15 protein-coding genes and 1 pseudogene are annotated in these 17,980 nt (G+C 60.1%); 6 read left to right on the top strand and 10 right to left on the bottom strand.

The window, feature by feature from the left end:
• A pseudogene (locus LCF59_RS05925) lies at nt 1–105 on the top strand (IS5/IS1182 family transposase); the annotation flags it as partial.
• A 42-nt stretch (nt 106–147) separates the two neighbouring features.
• On the opposite strand, the gene LCF59_RS05930 reads toward LCF59_RS05925, so the two are convergent.
• Nucleotides 148–1,023, bottom strand: coding sequence for a hypothetical protein (locus LCF59_RS05930; protein WP_292286527.1), 876 nt, complete (start codon nt 1,021–1,023; stop codon nt 148–150).
• Nucleotides 1,024–1,221: 198 nt separating this feature from the next.
• Between LCF59_RS05930 and LCF59_RS05935 the strand changes: the two genes are divergently transcribed.
• Nucleotides 1,222–1,920, top strand: a complete 699-nt coding sequence (locus tag LCF59_RS05935) for a recombinase family protein (RefSeq protein WP_292286528.1) — start codon at nt 1,222–1,224, stop codon at nt 1,918–1,920.
• Between the two features lie 126 nt (nt 1,921–2,046).
• Here LCF59_RS05935 and LCF59_RS05940 read toward each other — a convergent pair whose 3' ends face one another.
• The 4 genes from LCF59_RS05940 to LCF59_RS05955 form a co-directional block, all read right to left on the bottom strand.
• On the bottom strand, nt 2,047–2,418 hold the full coding sequence (locus LCF59_RS05940) for a hypothetical protein (RefSeq protein WP_292286529.1): 372 nt from the start codon (nt 2,416–2,418) through the stop codon (nt 2,047–2,049).
• A gap of 537 nt (nt 2,419–2,955) precedes the next feature.
• Entirely contained in the window at nt 2,956–4,821 is a 1,866-nt protein-coding gene (locus tag LCF59_RS05945; protein WP_292286530.1) for a DUF4214 domain-containing protein, read from the bottom strand.
• Nucleotides 4,822–4,970: 149 nt separating this feature from the next.
• Nucleotides 4,971–5,975, bottom strand: coding sequence for a hypothetical protein (locus LCF59_RS05950; protein WP_292286531.1), 1,005 nt, complete (start codon nt 5,973–5,975; stop codon nt 4,971–4,973).
• An 85-nt stretch (nt 5,976–6,060) separates the two neighbouring features.
• Nucleotides 6,061–6,759 carry an SIMPL domain-containing protein gene (locus LCF59_RS05955; protein ID WP_292286532.1) on the bottom strand — a complete coding sequence of 233 codons (699 nt, stop codon included), beginning with the start codon at nt 6,757–6,759 and terminating at the stop codon, nt 6,061–6,063.
• Between the two features lie 158 nt (nt 6,760–6,917).
• Between LCF59_RS05955 and LCF59_RS05960 the strand changes: the two genes are divergently transcribed.
• Together LCF59_RS05960 and LCF59_RS05965 are read left to right on the top strand one after the other, a co-directional pair.
• Nucleotides 6,918–9,461: a hypothetical protein gene (locus LCF59_RS05960; RefSeq protein ID WP_292286533.1), complete on the top strand. Its 2,544-nt coding sequence runs from the start codon at nt 6,918–6,920 to the stop codon at nt 9,459–9,461.
• A gap of 137 nt (nt 9,462–9,598) precedes the next feature.
• Nucleotides 9,599–11,479 (top strand): monovalent cation:proton antiporter-2 (CPA2) family protein, encoded by a 1,881-nt coding sequence (locus LCF59_RS05965; RefSeq protein WP_292286534.1) that lies wholly within the window; start codon nt 9,599–9,601, stop codon nt 11,477–11,479.
• Nucleotides 11,480–11,533: 54 nt separating this feature from the next.
• Here LCF59_RS05965 and LCF59_RS05970 read toward each other — a convergent pair whose 3' ends face one another.
• From LCF59_RS05970 to LCF59_RS05990, 5 genes are all read right to left on the bottom strand, one after another.
• Nucleotides 11,534–12,052 carry a CarD family transcriptional regulator gene (locus LCF59_RS05970; RefSeq protein WP_292286535.1) on the bottom strand — a complete coding sequence of 173 codons (519 nt, stop codon included), beginning with the start codon at nt 12,050–12,052 and terminating at the stop codon, nt 11,534–11,536.
• Between the two features lie 274 nt (nt 12,053–12,326).
• Nucleotides 12,327–12,665 (bottom strand): ferredoxin FdxA, encoded by a 339-nt coding sequence (fdxA, locus tag LCF59_RS05975; protein WP_292286536.1) that lies wholly within the window; start codon nt 12,663–12,665, stop codon nt 12,327–12,329.
• 50 nt (nt 12,666–12,715) lie between these two features.
• The gene (locus tag LCF59_RS05980) at nt 12,716–13,096 is read right to left on the bottom strand and encodes an RNA-binding S4 domain-containing protein (protein WP_292286537.1); all 381 of its coding nucleotides are present in this window, start codon (nt 13,094–13,096) and stop codon (nt 12,716–12,718) included.
• A 1-nt stretch (nt 13,097) separates the two neighbouring features.
• The gene (locus LCF59_RS05985; protein ID WP_292286538.1) at nt 13,098–16,052 is read right to left on the bottom strand and encodes a helicase-related protein; all 2,955 of its coding nucleotides are present in this window, start codon (nt 16,050–16,052) and stop codon (nt 13,098–13,100) included.
• A 41-nt stretch (nt 16,053–16,093) separates the two neighbouring features.
• A complete protein-coding gene (locus LCF59_RS05990; protein ID WP_292286539.1) occupies nt 16,094–16,648 on the bottom strand; it encodes a tetratricopeptide repeat protein in 555 nt (184 codons plus the stop codon).
• 90 nt (nt 16,649–16,738) lie between these two features.
• On the opposite strand from LCF59_RS05990, the gene LCF59_RS05995 reads away from it, so the two are divergent.
• Together LCF59_RS05995 and LCF59_RS06000 are read left to right on the top strand one after the other, a co-directional pair.
• Complete coding sequence (locus LCF59_RS05995; RefSeq protein WP_292286540.1) at nt 16,739–17,029, top strand: SCP2 sterol-binding domain-containing protein; 291 nt, start codon at nt 16,739–16,741, stop codon at nt 17,027–17,029.
• The gene (locus LCF59_RS06000; RefSeq protein ID WP_292286541.1) at nt 17,029–17,967 is read left to right on the top strand and encodes an alpha/beta fold hydrolase; all 939 of its coding nucleotides are present in this window, start codon (nt 17,029–17,031) and stop codon (nt 17,965–17,967) included. Before LCF59_RS05995 ends, LCF59_RS06000 begins: the two co-directional genes overlap by 1 nt.
• Nucleotides 17,968–17,980: the final 13 nt, after the last annotated feature.

Below are 17,980 nucleotides of genomic sequence, written 5' to 3' on the forward strand. Positions count from 1 at the left end.
GGCAGGCTGAAAGACTGGCGGCGTGTGGCAACCCGATACGACAGATGCCCAAAGGTCTTCCTGTCGGCCATCGCGCTGGCTGCACTTGTCATCTACTGGCTGTGAAACTCAATGAGTCCAGACCCTAGGTATTGAGGTGACTGAAGTTCAGTCTAATTTGGCTGCCTCTTCAATAGCCCTATCGACTGGTATCCGCGCAGCATCCGCTAACATGCTCGCCATAAAGCATCCTTCCGTTTTTGCATTCGCCATGCCTGAAAGCTTTGCGATGGGTAACCGTCCCTCAAGGTCATCCCTGTATTCGTTGCGCTTGCGGAACTTTAAAGCTCCGGGATAAAAGGCGCTCCCAGCCGCAGCGACTACCTTTGCAACGGCATCATCGTCAAACCTGCCTGCAAGGCAGTGCTCCGCCCGAGCCATGCTGGCCACCCAGTTTTCAAACGCCCCCTCGAAGATCATACGGTACTCCGCCCTGAAGTCTGTTTCTACCCTTTGGCCCTCTCGCAGTCCCATCGCAGCGTATGAACAAGAGCGAAATTCTTTTAGGGCCTCAGCGGTACCATCCAAGGATATCAACTCCTGTATCTCAACTTCGTCATCTGCCATGGCCCCCAATGCGCGGGCCACATTGTGCTGTTCTTCAATACTGAAAATCCCAAAGGTTTTCTCGTTTACGTTCTGACGCTGAACCTCAAGAAACGATATGTCATTGAAATCAATAGTTCTCTTGCCTATGCGGACCTCGCCGAATGCACCCGTGAATGCAGCTTCATCACGCAACCCCCTCTTGTCAAAAAACTTGCGATAGATATTCGCGCGGTCAGAAATAAGGAAGTGAAGGGACCAAACGTCCTTGTAGTCAGAAAGCTGCAACGTAATTTTCTTGTCTGCATCCGTGTTCAACTGCACAAAGCAAGGATACCCGCTTCGATCCTCAAAAGTTTCAGAGTCTGTTACTGTTTCGCTAGTGGCAACGCTGGCACTTATTGCAAACAGGACTGCGAGACTTGTTGATCTAATCATCGTCAACCTCACTTTTTTAACAGTGCCAGTCTGCTTGGGGGTGCTGGATTTGTAAACCTTGCAAGGTCTCTCGGAAAAGCACCTGAACAACACCACTCACCAGTAGAGCTTAACCTTGGGATTCGTTTGCAGTTACGCCTTGCCGAATCATTACATTGTTTGATACGAACATATGAAAGAACGTAAAGGAACAGTCCAATGGCCCAAGGTCGCTTCATTTCATACCTTCGTGTATCCACCGATAAGCAAGGCCAGTCCGGTCTGGGTCTCGAAGCCCAACGCAAAGCTGTTGCTGATTATCTGAACGGTGGCGACTGGGAGCTGGTCTGTGAGGTGGTCGAGGTCGAGAGCGGCAAGAACAACAAGCGCCCCAAGCTGGCTGAGGCCATCAACCTGTGCAAAGCCTACAATGCAACCTTGGTTGTGGCGAAGACGGATAGATTGGCCCGCGATGCTTACTTCCTGCTGGGCCTTCAAAAGTCTGGTGTGCCGTTCATTGCAGCAGACAACCCCCAAGCCAATGAACTCACTGTTGGCATACTGGCACTGGTTGCTGAACAGGAACGTCTGGCTATCTCGAAGCGCACCAAGGATGCTCTGGCTGCTGCTACGGCCCGTGGTCAGGTGCTGGGTGCATACGACAAGGAAGATAAGACCAAGTTCATCGGTCGCACTGGTACTGCTGAGGATGTAGCTAAGGCCCGTCAGGCACGCTCTGAGAAGGCCACACAGAAGGCACAGAACCTGAAGTTCGTCTTCGACCGCATCAACCCAGAAGGCACACTCTCACTGGCTGCAATGGCCCGTGCGTTGAATGCAGACGGTATCCCCACCCCATCCGGTCGAGGTCAATGGCAGGCCGTCACAGTGTCCCGTGTGATGCAGAAACTGGGCTAACGCTAATCCAATTGGAAGAGGCCCCGAGAAAACTTGGAGCCTCTCCATCGTATCACGCTGGGGACTTCATCCGCCCGGTTTCCACCTCAGAATCCAAAAGAAAAATTACAGACTAGAGTTCTAAATTCAGGGACGGTCGCGGCAATCCTTCACTTCCAATGTGTCGATGTTTCTGAAGTCGTCGCTTTTGGACTCCGTGACCAATGACACGTGCTTGGGGTTTCGCAACTCAGGCTCCACGCCAAGTATGTATCTGAAGTCGTCTCCTGCCATATCCATGATGCAATTAGCTTCACACCCGAACAAGTAAGGCAGGGTATCTCCATAATCTGTAGTGAATTCTAATGTTGCTGAGTGAATAATCCCGTCGTGGAAATAAACCGAAAGACTTGGTGAAAGTATTTCTTTTGTTGGTTCAAGTTTACAGTCCATTACGCCCGCCAATGTTGGGGGCGCAAAGCAAGCAAGAGCAACCGCCAGCCTCATTCCCTTCATCATTCAATTCTCCCATCTGACTTAGGGTCTTTGGTCGCCTTAGCCCCAAGCAGGGCATCTCCTGAACTGCCAACGTAGACAATCTGGAACTCTACCTGCGCTTTAGCCTTGCAGCTACTACAGCGAAGGTTTGGCACCACGTCCTGCAGGCGGGCTTCCCACCCAAGACGGTCTAACAGGGGATTGACGGCTAGGAGAGTGTTGTAGCCACAGACCTTGCAGGTGATTGACAAGTGGTTTCCTGAGATGCTGCCAAGCTGTGTCATGCGTTGACGGTATCAGCGTAAGAAGATCGGCAGCAACCCGCAAAATGGAACCTAAATTGGAACCTACTCAAGAACCTAAAAACCAAATAAGTAATTGTTTTTTATATGATCTTTATTCTCTCCGAGAGTCCCTGTCTCTCCGCCATTTATTGAAACACCCGGTTTTTGCGCAGAGCTGGACGGAAGTCTCCGGTGTCGAGGCTCTGCTGGTCCACGTGAAAATCAATTACCGCACGAAAATCGACGTCGCGCCGGGCTGCGATCGGGGGCACTCTCAGCCGGCGAAGGGAATGTCCAGAACGCCCACCACCGGCATCAGGAACGCCCCGTTGTCCGGGTCCAGCGCGTCGGTATGGGATCGGGTGATGGCTGTGACCGCGTCGGCGACGCTTTCTTCGGTTCCGTCGAACAGCGCAAGCGTGTCGGTTGCCGCATCAACATCCGACAAGCCGTTATGGACTGCGTAGAGCGCGCCGAGGTCGGTTTTGGTCTCGAGATATGCGCGGTCGGAGGTTTGCTGATCCACGAAGGCCTGTGAAGCGTCCTGTGCCGGCGCCGCCCTGGCCCCGTCGAGCACGGAGAGGATGAAGCTGTCGCGGCCCACCTCGTCGGATCCGAGCGCGTCGATCCAGAAATCGAACCCGTCCCGATCCGGCGCGCGGCCCAGCACGTTGTCATAGACCCGCGTGACAAGATCAGCGTCAGTCTGAACGTCGGAATATAGGGCGAGAGTTTCATCCTGGTCGAGGAAATCCGCCGCGATCTGCTGTCGTGACAGACCATTGGCAAAGGCGGTGGCCCAGAAATTCAACCCCAGCGCGTCCGGGGCGCGGTTGAAATACGCGATGTAAAGCTCGACAAAGCTTTCCAGTTCGGGCGCGGACAGGCTGGCCGGCCCAGCGTAGGTTTCCAGGTCAAGCTGTTCACTGCTCTGTTCGGTATAGAACGCCACAGTCTCGATCCGCGACAAGCTGTCGGTGCCCGTCCCGTCAGTACGGCGGTCTTCTACGGTGATGGTGTCCGGCGCGATTGTCACGGTAAAGGAGGACCGGTCCCCGAAGTATCGGGCGAGGTCTTCACCTGCCCCGCCATCCAAATGGTCGTCACCGGCGTTTCCTTCAAGTTCATCGTCACCGTCCCCTCCAAGAAGCCTGTTGTTCAGGGCGTTGCCAACCAGGATATCGGCATGGGCCGACCCTGTCGCATGCTCCATGTCCCCCATGAGCCAGACCATTTCGGTGGGTGCTGATGCGACAAGTTCCGCGTCGAATTGCGCGCCGGGCAGCGCGAAGCCGCTGCGTGTCTCGACCAGGTCGCTGAGTTGCACGAAGGGCAGCGCGATGATCCAGCCCTCGGATTGGCCAGAGACATCCACGCGGTCCTGCCCGTCGGCATCCCAGAGTGTGTAATAATAATCCCGGCTGACAAGATCGAAGGTCGTGTCGCCGGCATTCGTGGTGGTGTCGGGCCCGTAGAGGTATTGCAATGCCAACACATCCAGAACCATCGGTGTCGCGGGGTCCCAGCGCTCCAATTCGTCGGCGTATTGGTCGTCATAGGACATGATCGAGAACCAGTCGACATCCCGCACCAATGTCTGATCCAAGTCGGATATCACCGGGCGGCCGAGCGTGGCTTCGAACGGATGCTTGAGCCCGAGCGCATGGCCCAGCTCGTGGATCACCGTCATGAAGCCGTCCGATCCCGGTGCAAAACTGGACATGATGTTCTGCCGGGCCGCGAAATTCATGAAGATATCCCCGCCCTCTGTCCCGTATTGTTCAAAATCGTAGAACACGCCGGGACCCGGGTAATAGGCATAAGCCAGAGAGCCGTCACTCGCTTCGGTATTGTCAAGCGTGTAGACAATGTCAGCCCCGGCCTCGCCCGCATCGATCGGGCTGGCGAAATCGCCCCGATCGTCGAAATCCACGTCAATGAACGGCTCGAATGACGCAAGCGCTTCTGAAAAAATTTGAACCGCGGCCGGACGATCCGTCCAGACATCCCCATACAACCCGTCGGCCACCGCCCAGCTGATCGTGCGGCTGTCGGACAGGTCCCAGACGAAACCGCCCGTCATGACATCAATAACCGGGTCTCCCGTCGGGTCGAAGATGTCAGCAGTCAGAAAGGCCATGTCGAAGGTCCAAAAACAGGGTTGGTCTATCCGGTGACAACAAACGACGTCAGCGGCAGCGTACCATTCCGGACGTTAGCCGAAGGACCGGGGAAGTAAACTGAGTGGTCGCCTCGATGCCAGTGGTTCAACGAAGAATTGTTCAGGCGTTATACCATCCAGAACCCGTTTTTCTTGATCCGCTGGCGGATTGGCTGTTCGCGGCTTGGCAGATGGTTGCGATCGAACAAGTCGCGGACCTTTTGACCCCGGCTCTGGAAGATCATGCGCTTGAACGGCTCGTATTCCTTGAGAAGGCGCTTGATTTTATTGGGAGCGGCGATTGCCTCAAGCAAGGCAACAACCTCGTCCCGTTCACGCGCATACAGAAGCGGAATATTCCGGTAATGCGCACTGGTCTTTCCATCCAGATACCCGGCGGGCAACGCGTCACGCCCTCCGCCCAGCTTGTGAATCACCAAGGGTAGCGCGATCTGGTCCAGCCATGGCTTCAACGGCTGGCAGATCAACGGGTCAGGTGGATTGGCCTGAATATCCAGCGCCATGTCCAGGAAAGTCTGACCGAAAACATGCGGGCATTTGTAAAAGAAATACCCCGCGTTGAAATAAAGATAGCGGCGCCAGTATTCATCTGGCTGGCTCAGGTCCAGGGAGCTTTCGAATTCCAGACCGTAGCGGTCGTACAGCGATTTCCAGATCTCGGTATAGCCGGGGCCATAAAGTTCAAGCTGCGGCCAGGTGCCTTCAACGCGCAGCGACGCGCCCGGCCTGTCGAAATCGAACGGCACCTCGCCCAACTCTCCAGTGATCAGGGTGTCCGTGTCGAAGAAGATGAACGGCTCGCCCTTGGGCAAGGCAAAAAGCGCCTCGATCTTGTTGCCATAGGGATAGGCGCTGCCGAAATGCCTGGTCTCGAACGGCAGGATCGTGCCGCCATTTTCGGTAATCTTGTCGCGCAGCGGCTCTGGGCGGATCGTCGGATCCGTTTGCCACAGCGGGCCTGGCTGCGGCTCGGCGACGTGGAGCGAGAATCGCGAGTCCTGCGTGCTCTGTTTCATCGACAGCGTGAAAAGCAGCGCCTCGTACGCGAGCCGCCCCATCTGGCCAACAATCAGAACGTTCACATTTTTAGGTTGGGCCGTGCGGCGTGCCATAGCTGTCCCTTGATGAAAGGTTCATTCTTGAGGGGACCATAACCGCCGGTTCGGGCCGCGCCTAGGGTCTGGCCCCCGGGGTCATTCAATCCTCGGCGATCGCATAGACCAGTGTCACACCGGCACTGATTTCGGTCTCACCTTCGGCCACGGGCACGCCCGCATCAGCGGCGCGGGCCATCCGCAATGTCTCGGGACGTGGCGCGCGGCTTGCGGTCTCACTCAGGCTCAAAAGCCGGCCCAAGGTTACGCCCGACGCCTCGGCAAACAAATCGGCGCGCGCCCGGGCGTCCTCGACCGCCTTGCGTCGCGCGTCGTTCATCAACGGCTCCGGATCGGAGATGGTGAACTGCAACCCGCCCAGATTGGTCGCACCTTCGGTCAAGACAGCGTCCAGAACCGGGCCAAGAACGTCGAGGTCGCGTATATTTGCGGTGACACGGTTCGATGCGCGGTAGCCTTCGATGCGACGTCGCCCGTCGGTGGAGGACTGGTTCGACCACATCGGGATGAGCGACAGGTCGGACGTCTGGATATCCCTGGAGGCGATTCCGGCCTCGGTCAGCCGTTCCAGAATCGCGGACGTGATCGCGGATGTCTCGTCCATTGCGATTTTCGCGCTCTCCGCGTCGGCAGCCGCGCCCATCGTTATGATCGCCATGTCCGGAGCGGCCGACACGCTGCCATCGCCCGTGACCGTGATCCGTCCAGAAGTGTCGGCAAAGGCCGGGGCCAGACCAAGAGACAGGACAATTGCGCCAAGAACCGTAGAAAATTTCGACATTTCGACCTCTTGTGCACCTGCAAACTTTGATCAGGACAATCGCGACAGTCTCTCCTTTTTGCAAGCGTGGAAACGTACCGCGCGAAAGATCGCCTCGGATGCCCGAAGACCCATCATCGAGACTCCCATCCCTCGTGCAGGACTGTTAAACTCTCAACATGACGCCAGAATTTGCCCTGACTCTCTCTTTCGATGGTATCTCTCTTTTGCGACGCGTTCCCGGCGGCTGGGTGACGCTGGGCGATGTCGCCCTGGACACGGACGATCTGCGCGGAGCCCTCGCAGAACTGCGCGCCGAGGCTGACGCGGTCTCGGCAAAAGGCGGACAGGTCAAGCTGATCATCCCAAGTGAACAGATCAAGTATCTGTCGCTGCCCCACATGGCGCAAACGGATGCGGATTTGCAGACCGACATCCGCGCAGCGCTGGACGGAACCACGCCTTATGCGGTCGACGACCTGCGATTCGACTGGTCGATCGTCGATGGCTGGGTCTATGTCGCCGCCGTCGCCAACGAGACGCTGGACGAGGCCGAGGCCTTTGCAAAGAGCCACCATTTCGACCCGGTCGCGTTCGGTGCGATTGCGCCCGAAGGGCAGTTCAGCGGAGACGTGTTCTTTGGCGCAGCGGCAACCTGGGCCGGCCCCGCGCCGGACCGCGACACCAACGCTGTCCTGGTCCTGCCCGCCGACGCCGCGAAAGAACTGTCCAGCGAAGAAGACACCGCGACAACAGAAGCGTTGGACGTCGGGCGCGCCACTCCTGAAGCCCCGACCGAAGACAGCTCCGCAGCGAACCCGGGGGCCGTGGAAACACCACCGCCCGGTTCGGATGTGCCAGACCTCGTGGCTGCATCCGGCCCCCAAAGCGCCGCCGATACGGATGATCCTGACGAAGCAGAGCCCGGGGACAGCCCCGCCCCGACTCCATCTCTTCGAATGGAGCCACCGCAAGCGCCCAATCCGCCCTCCTTCGCATCGATCCGCGCCTCGCGGGATGCCACCGACACATCCGAAACGCCAACAGCCCCGCCGGTTGCCGGTGTTTCAGCTGGCACCGAAGTCCCCTCTGAACCACGGTTCAAACTTGGCGGTGCGCATAAATCGACAGGCGACACCGATGTCACCACGCCTGCCCTTCAGGTTGAAGACACCGCAGGCACCGGGACCGAACGCAAGGGCTTCGGCTTTTTCAGCCGTCGCAAGCCAGCTCCCGCAACGGCGGATCCCACCGCCCCCGACGCCACGGTCGCCGCCACCCAAGACACGGCGGACAAGGATGCGCCGCCGCCACGCAGGCACGACCCGGAACCGGCGCGGGCCGCCGTTGCCAGGATCGCCGCGATGCGCGCCCAACATCCCCCCGAAACCGAGGAACCGGAGACCCCGATCGCCAGCGAACGCCAACGGATGACAATCTTTGGCGCCCGGACCGAGCCCGAGATCGGCGGCAAACCGCGGTTCCTTGGCCTCATCCTGACCAGCGCGCTGCTTGTGTTTCTGCTGGCTGTCGCCGCGTGGGCCAGCGTGTTTCTGGACGAGGGCATTTCCCGTTTTCTGGACCGCGATTCCGACGCGCCTTCCATTGCACGCATGCCCGATGTCCAGCTCGAACCGCTTGATGGCTCTGTCACTGCACCTGCGGATGACGATGACCCAACCGAACTGGCCGCGCTGGACACCGGCAAAGGCCTCGCGCCGCCGGATGACGGGCTGTCCAATCTCTTGCCGCCGCCCCCGGCGCTGACGGCGGAGGAGGCCGAGGCGCGCTATGCAGCGACAGGCATCTGGCAAAGGTCCCCGCAGCCCCCAGACACGCCCCGGCAAACGACGCTCGATGATCTTTACATCGCGTCCATCGACGGGTCCGTTCAGCAATTCGATGCGGTGGCTTTGCCCAAGGCGCAGGCGCTGCGCAACGACCGGACTTACCTGTCGCAGCCCAATCCGGCGGCACCCGGCACGGATTTCACGCTGGATGAGCGTGGACTCGTGGTCGCGACACCCGAAGGTGCGATAAACCCCGACGGCATAAGGATTTTTACAGGCCCGCCGCCTGTCGTGCCGCCGAACCGCACCGCCCCGCCCGCAACCGACCCCGAGCCGCAGCAAGATGAACAGACCGTCGCGCGCGATCCCGCACTCGAGGAAACGCGGCCGAAAACCCGCCCCGACGGTCTGATCGAAAACAACGAACGGGCCCAGTTGGCCGGGCGCACCATGGCGGAACTTTCGGCGCTGCGCCCGAAACCGCGACCCGAGACGCTCAAGGCCGAGCAGGAAGCAGCGCAGCCTGCCGCGACAAAATTTGCGGTCGCCGAATCGACGGCGCCGGTCAACAGGCCGCGCAACTTTTCAGCGATCGTGAAGCAGACACGCGAGGCGCAACAGCAACGCCCGGCAGAGACCACCCAGGTGGCGGCCGTCGCTCCGCGAAGCGTCCAGCCGCGTGTTCCCTCGACCGCCAACGTGTCGCGACAGGCCACCGTGTCGAACGCCATCAACCTGCGCCGGATCAACTTGATCGGGGTCTATGGCAAACCCACCAGCCGCCGGGCGCTGGTGAGACTGTCGAACGGACGCTACCAGAAGGTACAGGTTGGAGACCGGCTCGATGGAGGGCAGGTTGCGGCCATTGGTGAAAGCCAGTTGCGGATCGCCAAGAATGGCCGGAACGTGGTTCTGGATATGCCGGACGGGTGAACGCGTCCGCTGTGGCTGCACGCCTCTTTTGCAGCAATACGGCTTTTGCCAGGTAAAGCGGCAAACCGCATCGCCGCCGGGTGTCATTTCCGCGCCAAGATCGCCATGGTGCGAGCAGTTCGAAAGGCATCTTCTGTATGGCTGAGTTTCTATTTCTCGCGTCGGTCTTCTTGCTGGCCGCTGTGATAGCGGTGCCCATTGCCGCGCGCCTCGGCCTCGGGTCGGTGCTCGGATATCTGCTTGCCGGGGTTGCCATCGGCCCCGGTCTGGGGCTGATCTCGGACGCGACCGATCTGCAACATTTCGCCGAATTCGGCGTGGTGATGATGTTGTTCATCATCGGGCTCGAACTTGAGCCTCGTGCGCTCTGGGACATGCGCCACCGCTTGATCGGCATGGGCGGGCTGCAAATCCTTGTCACGATGCTGACCGTCATGACAGGGGCGCTTTACTTGGGGTTTGTCTGGCAAACCGCGCTTGCCATCGGGATGATCTTTGCACTCTCGTCGACCGCGATTGTGCTGCAAACGCTTAGCGAAAAAGGGCTGATGCAGACAAGCGGCGGCCGATCCACCTTTTCGGTGCTGCTGACACAGGACATCGCGGTGATCCCGATGCTGGTCATCCTGCCGCTCCTGGCGGTGCCAGCCGCACCCACACTGACAGAAAACGGCTCCATCATGCGCAGTCCGCTGGATCAAGGCGATCACGGCGCGACACATGGCATGTCCCTGGTCGAAGGGTTGCCCGGCTGGGGTGTCACGCTGGTCACGCTTGGTGCCGTGGCGCTTATCATCCTCGGCGGCATCTACGGCGCGCGGCCGCTCTTTCGTTTCATCCATGCCGCCCATCTGCGCGAGATGTATACAGCGCTGGCTCTGCTCATCGTGATCGGCATCGCCTTTCTCATGACCGCTGTTGGCCTGTCTCCGGCGCTTGGCACGTTCCTGGCCGGCGTGGTTCTGGCCAACAGCGAATTTCGGCACGAGCTGGAATCCGACATCGAACCCTTCAAGGGGCTGCTGCTGGGCCTGTTCTTCATCACGGTCGGGGCCGGCATCGATTTCGAGCTGTTCTTTTCCGAACCGGTGAGCATCCTCGCATTGGCGCTCTCGATCATGCTGCTCAAGGGTATCATTCTTTACATGCTCGGGCGCGCCTTCAAGCTGCGCGGGCGGGACCAATGGCTGTTCACCCTGGGTCTGGCCCAGGCCGGGGAATTCGGCTTCGTCCTGATCTCGTTCTCGCTGCAACAAGCGATTTTTCCCGCCGATCTGGGGGATCGCCTCCTGCTGATCGTGGCGCTGTCCATGCTGATAACGCCCTTGGCCTTCTTGCTGTATGAATTCCTGTCCAAACGCATGAAAGACACCACCAAGCTGCCGGAACATGACGATATAGATGAGCAGGGCACCGTGATCATCGCCGGGATCGGGCGGTTCGGGCAGATCGTGAACCGCCTGGTGCAATCTGTCGGTTACACGACCGTCGTGATCGACAACAACCTGCAAACCATCCAGCTGATGCGCCGCTTCGGCTACGAGGGTTTCTTCGGCGACCCGCTGCGCCCCGATCTGCTGCATGCCGCGGGGATCGACAGCGCACGTGTGTTGATGGTGGCGCTGGACGACCCCGTGGCGGCCGAACAGCTGGTCACCTATGCCCGTCGCCTGCGCCCGGACCTGCACATCGTGGCGCGGTCGCGCGACCGCACGCACACCTATCGGCTTTACCAGGCCGGCGCCAACGACATTGTCCGCGAGCTGTTCGACAGCTCCCTGCGCGCGGGGCGCTATGTCCTGGAGAATATAGGGTTGACCGAATTCGAAGCGGCGGAAGCGGAAAAGCTGTTCTACAAGCACGATCGCTACACTGTGCGGGAGCTGGCCGACCTGTGGGATCCGAACCTGCCCTCGGCACAGAACGACCGCTACATCGCCCGCGCCCGCGAACTCGAGAAAGAACTGGAAGCCGCATTGCTTGCCTCGTTGGAAAACAACGATGACAACGCCGCATGAAAAAGCGGCCCCGAATGGGACCGCTTTCGCTAACAGATAAAGAGTGTCGCCCGATCAGGCGGCGGCGGGTGCCCGTGACGTCAGGACCTCGTCCACCTGCTTGGCCGCGGCCAGCTCATCGCCGCCGGAGGTGGCAGCAATCTCTCGGGTCAGGCGTTCCAGAGCCGCCTCGTAAAGTTGGCGTTCGGAATAGCTCTGCTCGCGCTGATCGTCGGCGCGGTGCAGGTCGCGCACCACTTCGGCAATTGCGATCAGATCGCCGGAATTGATTTTTTGTTCATATTCCTGTGCGCGGCGCGACCACATGGCCTTCTTGACCTTGGCTTTGCCTTTAAGCGTCTTCATCGCCTGGCTCACCACGTCGGGTGAACTCAGCGACCTCATTCCGATTTCCGTGGCTTTGTGTACCGGCACCCGCAGGGTCATCTTGTCTTTTTCGAACGAGATCACGAAGAGTTCGAGCTTGATGCCCGCAATCTCTTGATCTTCGATGGACACGATCTGGCCAACGCCATGTGCCGGGTAGACAACATACTCGTTCGGACGAAATTCGGATTTTTTAGCTTTCGACATTCAGAACCTTCCTTGGCAACCACTCAAGTGACACAGACGAAAAAGAACGATCGGAGGCTGCGCTTCCGGTCGTTACGATCCAGTCTACTAAAGCAAGCTAGTTCAGCTTAATTTTCATGCGCAGGGCAGCGCATGTCCCATGAGTGCGATTTCTAACAGAAATATAACACAAAAAACGCGCTTGCGGTAGCCGGGGCTATGAACCGATAAGTCTGTATAGTTTCAACGCATTACGGGCATTTGCGCCATCAAGCGCCTTGCCGCGTCCGAATCATCACCCGCCCTCGCCCGGCGCTTCCGAGAAGTATTTGTCGAGCTTGCCGCTCTCGCCATCATGTTCTTCGGCCTTGGGCAGCGGGTCTTTCTTGGTGATGATGACCGGCCACATCTCCGAGTATTTGCGGTTGAACTCCACCCATTTGTCCATGTCCGGCTCCGTGTCCGGGCGGATCGCGTCAGCAGGGCATTCAGGCTCGCACACACCACAGTCGATACATTCGTCGGGGTGAATCACCAGCATGTTTTCACCCTCGTAGAAGCAGTCCACGGGACATACCTCGACGCAGTCGGTGTATTTGCAGTTAATGCAGGCATCGTTGACAATGTAGGTCATAGGCGTTGTCCATCAGTCACTTTAGCGGGTAGCTAAGGCACTGGTGAAAATCATTCAAGAAGGTCTGACCGGGTTTGTTGCATGGCGCGACGATCTTTCTTGCTCGGGCGACCCTTGCCTTCGAACCGCGGCACATGCGGCGCAGACGCGCGCGGCTCGGGTGGCTGCAAATCCTCGTAGAGCATTTGCGCCTCCACCGCCGGGCCGCGTCGCTCTCCCAACGCCAGCACCTTGATCACGCGAACCTCTTTCGCTTGCGGAAAGGTTAGCACATCCAACTCCGACACCGAATAGGCCGGTTTTGCGACCGGCTGTCCGTTGACCCGGAGTTTTCCAGACGACACAACCTTGGCGGCGAGGCTGCGCGTCTTGAAAAAACGCGCGTGCCACAACCATTTGTCGACCCGGAGTTTCTGCACCGCTTCCGTCAAATCAATCCTTGTTCTTCAACCCCATAAGGGCGGCTGCAAAGGGATTGTCCGGATCGATCTGCTTTTCTTTCCTGGGCGGGCGCGACTGGGCGGATTTACCACCCGTGTCCCGTGGCTGGCCCTTGCCTTTGGGTTTGCCCTTGCCGCGCGGCCGATCGCCCTGTGGTTTGCCACCATCGCGGCGACCCTTGCCACCATCGCGGCGTGGTTGGCGATCCGGGCGGTTGCCGCGCCATGTGAAGGTGTAAAAGACTTCCGTTTCGGGTCCGGCCAAGGCGGCATCGGGTGCTGCGCCCGGGTCGATCTCGGTTTCGGAGTTTTTCGGCACCGGGGTCTCTTCGGGCGTGTCCCGCGGTGTGTCGGCCACGGGCGCCACGCTGTCGTCCGGCATGTCCTCGGCCGTCTGCGGCAGGTCGGCCGCGTCGGGCACGTCCGCCGGGGCGGCATCCGCACCCGCCGCATCTTGCGTGGTCACGTCCATGACGGGCGTATCCTCGACCGGGACAGCCCCATCGATGTTGGCATCCTGGTCCTGCGCGGTCGCGGCGTCGGCCTCCGGCACAACGCTATCGACGGCGCGCACCTTCTCGCGCTCGCCTTTTTCGGCCTTGTAGCCCAGACCGCCCATCAGATCGGCGAATTGCTCCAGCGTCAGCCCGGTGATCGACAACATGTCGGGGTTGGCTTCGAACCCGCCGCGGCTGTCCTGCGCGCGCAGCAGATCGGCCAGGCGTTCAAGCATGTCGATGCGGATCGCCCTGTCCCCGGCAGCGCGGTAGCCCGCGATCGTGTGATGCTCTGCAGGCGTGCCGGGTGTATTCGGCACCGTGACAAGCCCCGGCGGCGGCGCTTCGGGGAAAATGTCGAGATTTTTTGACAGGCTCCACAGCACCAGCCGCAATCGCGTCGGCGCAGGCTTCAGCAGAAGCGGCATGAAGATCGTGAACTGGCCGAACCGGATTCCGTGTTTGCGCAGCATGCCGCGCGCCTCTTGATCCAGAGCTTTCACGTCATCGGCCACCTCGGCGCGGGGCAATATGCCCAGGGCCTCGACCATTCGGAAGGCAAAGCCGCGCGCCAGGCCCGTCAGCGTCTCGTCCTTGTCCAGATTGATCAGCGGCTCGTACAGCGACGCGATCTTGCGATCGATGAAGTGCTGCAGGCGACGCTCCACTTTTTGCGCGACGTCCGGCCCAGCCTCTTCGTCGACGAACGCAACGACCCGCGGCTTGAGCGGATCATCCCCGGCGGTCAGCTTGCCAACCGCCTGTTCGCCCCACATCAGTCCACCCTGTTCGGTGAAATCCAGCTCGGTATCCGGCGCGTTATAGAACCGGTCCGCCCGAAGATGGAAATGTGGCGACAATGCCTGCAACGACGCGGTCTTGAGCGTCTTGGCTTCCTGTCCAGTCGCATCCTTGTCCTGGCGGAACCGGAACCCTTCGAGTCTGCCGACGAATTCGCCTTCGACGGTGACTTCACCCTTATCATTCACTTCGGCCAAAAGGGCCTCCTTCTGTTTCAACCGCCGCAAGAGCACGGATGTGCGCCGGTCAACAAATCTTTGGGTCAGGCGCTCGTGCAGCGCATCCGACAATCGGTCTTCTACAGCGCGCGTCAGTCCACGCCAATGGCTTTCGTCATGCACCCACCCCCGGCGCTGCGCGACATAGGTCCACGTGCGAATATACGCCAACCGTTTCGACAATGTGTCAATATCGCCGTCTGTTCTGTCAATCCGGTTGACCTGGCGCCCGAGAAAATCATCCGGTATCGCTCCGCGCTGGTGAAGGTGTCCATAGATAACTTCCAAAAGCCCGGCATGTTCCGCGTGGCTGATACCGCGAAAATCCGGAATGCGGCACACGTCCCACAAGAGCTGCACTGATTTGGGATCGGACGCCCGCGCCTCGACATCGGCCACGGCACTCAGCGCCTTGAGAGCCTGCAAATCATCCGCCTCGCGCGACTTGACGAGCCGTTCATCCTGCGGAGAGGCCTCGAGCGAATTGATCAGGGCATCGATGCTGCCGAACCGCAGATCCGCGCTGCGCCAGTTGAGCTTTCTCAGCGGTGTGAACCGGTGGTTGGTGATCGCCTCGGCCACGTCATCGGACAGTGGCCCCGCCTCGCCCGTCACGCCGAACGTGCCATTCGACATGCCGCGCCCGGCACGCCCGGCAATCTGAGCCAATTCGTTCGGCATCAGGGGCCGCATCCGCCGGCCATCGAACTTGGTCAGCGATGAAAACGCGATGTGATTGATATCGAGGTTCAAACCCATCCCGATGGCATCGGTCGCCACAAGGTAATCCACCTCGCCATTCTGGTAGAGGTCGACCTGCGCATTCCGCGTTCGTGGCGACAATGCCCCCATGACCACCGCAGCGCCCCCCTTCTGGCGGCGCAGCAATTCGGCAATCGCGTAAACGTTTTCGACCGAGAACCCGACGATCGCTGTGCGGGGCTGCAAGCGGCTGATCTTTTTCGACCCGGTATAGGTGAGCTGGCTCATCCGCTCGCGGCGGACAAACTCCACGCCGTCCACAAGTTCCGAAATCGGCCCGCGCATCGTGTCCGATCCCATGAACAGGGTTTCGTGCAGCCCGCGCATTCGCAGCAATCGGTCGGTAAAGACATGCCCACGCTCCGGATCGGCGCAAAGCTGGATCTCGTCGATCCCGACGAAATCACATCCCATGCCTTCGGGCATCGCCTCGACGGTACAGACCCAGTATTGCGCCCGTGGCGGAACGATGCGTTCCTCCCCAGTCACCAGCGCCACCACCGACGGCCCCCGCGCCAGGACGATCTTGTCATACACCTCGCGCGCCAGAAGCCGCAACGGCAACCCGATCATGCCGGTGCGCTGGCCCAGCATGCGTTCGATCGCGTAATGGGTTTTACCTGTGTTGGTTGGGCCCAGAATGGCCGCAACCCGCGCCTGTCCGGCCATATTGACGTCCTTTGCCGTCCTGCTCGCGCGATTTCAACGGGTCAGAGTGTCTGCCCGTTCACCCGCCGCTCCAGCCGCTCCAGCGCGTCGATCGCGCCGGAATCGTGCGGCCTGAGGTTCAGTACCCGCGAATAGGCGTCATACGCAAGGTGGGGCCGGTTCACCTGTTCAAATATCGCACCAAGCCCACGCAGCGCGCCGAAGTGATGCGGATTGAGCGCCAATGCCCGTTCGAGCGCTCCGGCGGCGGGGCCAAATTTCTCGACCCGGTAATAGGCCAAAGCCAATGTGTGCCAGCCTTCCGCAAACTCGGGCGCATGATCGGTCAGCGCTGTCAGATGTTCGATCGCCGCGTCAAGATTATCGACCTCAAGCGCATCCTCGCCACGTTTCAGCAGAAGGTCGATGCTGGCCGAGCCGGATTTCGACCATTCCTGCTGCACCTGCTTTTCCAACCGCGCCGCGGTGCGGGCGTCTTCGGCCCCGGCCAGCTCGTCCAGCAATTCGGACAAACGGTCCTCTTGCGCCAGGACCGGCGCGGCGGTCAGACAGGCGGCGGTTAGAAATGCCGCAACGGCAGATTTGTGTTTGCTCATCGTCATCCTCATAACCACTGTGGAACATAGCGTAACATATGGCAGATGCCAGTCTTGCAACCCGCAACCCGATCACAAGGAGACGATCAGATGAGCGACGTCGTGAAAGAGGCCGTCAGCGCCATGAATGTAAAACTCGATGGCGGCGGGATCGACGGCACGGCCCGGTTCAACATCGAAGGTGAAGGCAGCATGATCGTCGATGGTGACGGCGCGCGCGACGGTGACGACGCCGCCGACGTTACGCTGACCGCCGATGCCGAGACGTTTCGCGAAATTTTCGACGGATCGCTCGACCCCACCAGCGCTTTCATGTCGGGCCGTCTCAGCATCGACGGCGACATGGGTATGGCGATGAAACTGGCCTCGACGCTGGCCTGATGCCACAGGCCGCCCCCTATCGCGACGACCTGGCCGAGGGTCCGGACACCAAGGCCTACTGGCTGACCACGTCGGACGGGGTGCGAATCCGGGCCGGGCACGCGGCGTCGCAGTCGGGCAAGGGCACGGTGTTCCTGCTGCCGGGCCGGACCGAGTATATCGAGAAATACGGCCACACTGCGCGGGATGTCGTTCGGGCCGGGTTTGACATGGTGACCATTGACTGGCGCGGGCAAGGACTGGCCGACCGGCTGGGCGATGACCCGATGGTCGGGCATGTCGGCACATTTCTCGACTACCAGAAGGACTGGGCCGCGGTGCGCGCCTTTGCGCGCGACCGTGACCTGCCACGCCCCTGGCACATGATCGCGCACTCCATGGGCGGCTGTATCGGCCTGCGGGCGCTCATGTCGGGCAGCGACATTCGCGCGGTCATGTTCACAGGCCCGATGTGGGGTATCGACATGGCGGCCTATCTGCGCCCGGTGGCCTGGACCCTGACGCGGATCGCGAAGGCTTTGGGCCAAGGGCACCGGCTTGCTGCGGGCACATCGGCCAAAAGCTACCCCATGTCCGAACGGTTCGCGGACAACATGCTCACCACAGACCGCGATATGTTCGATTACATGCGCCGCCATGTGCAGGCGGAGCCGCGATTCGGGCTGGGCGGCCCGTCTTACGCATGGCTGGGCAGCGCGATTGCCGAATGTAACGCGCTTGCGCAGATGAAATCGCCGGCAATGCCGGCCTTGTGCTGTCTCGGCTCGAATGAACGCATCGTCGATACGACACGCATCCGCGATAGGATGACCAACTGGCCGGGCGGCAAGCTGCTTTTGGTCGATGGCGCAGAGCACGAAGTGCTGATGGAGACCGCGGGCACACGCAAACAGGTCACAGGTGCGGCGATGTCGCTCTTTGCAAGCTTCAGCACCTAGGATTTGCCGAACA

The organism is Marivita sp. (assembly GCF_020055675.1).
Lineage (GTDB): Bacteria > Pseudomonadota > Alphaproteobacteria > Rhodobacterales > Rhodobacteraceae > Marivita.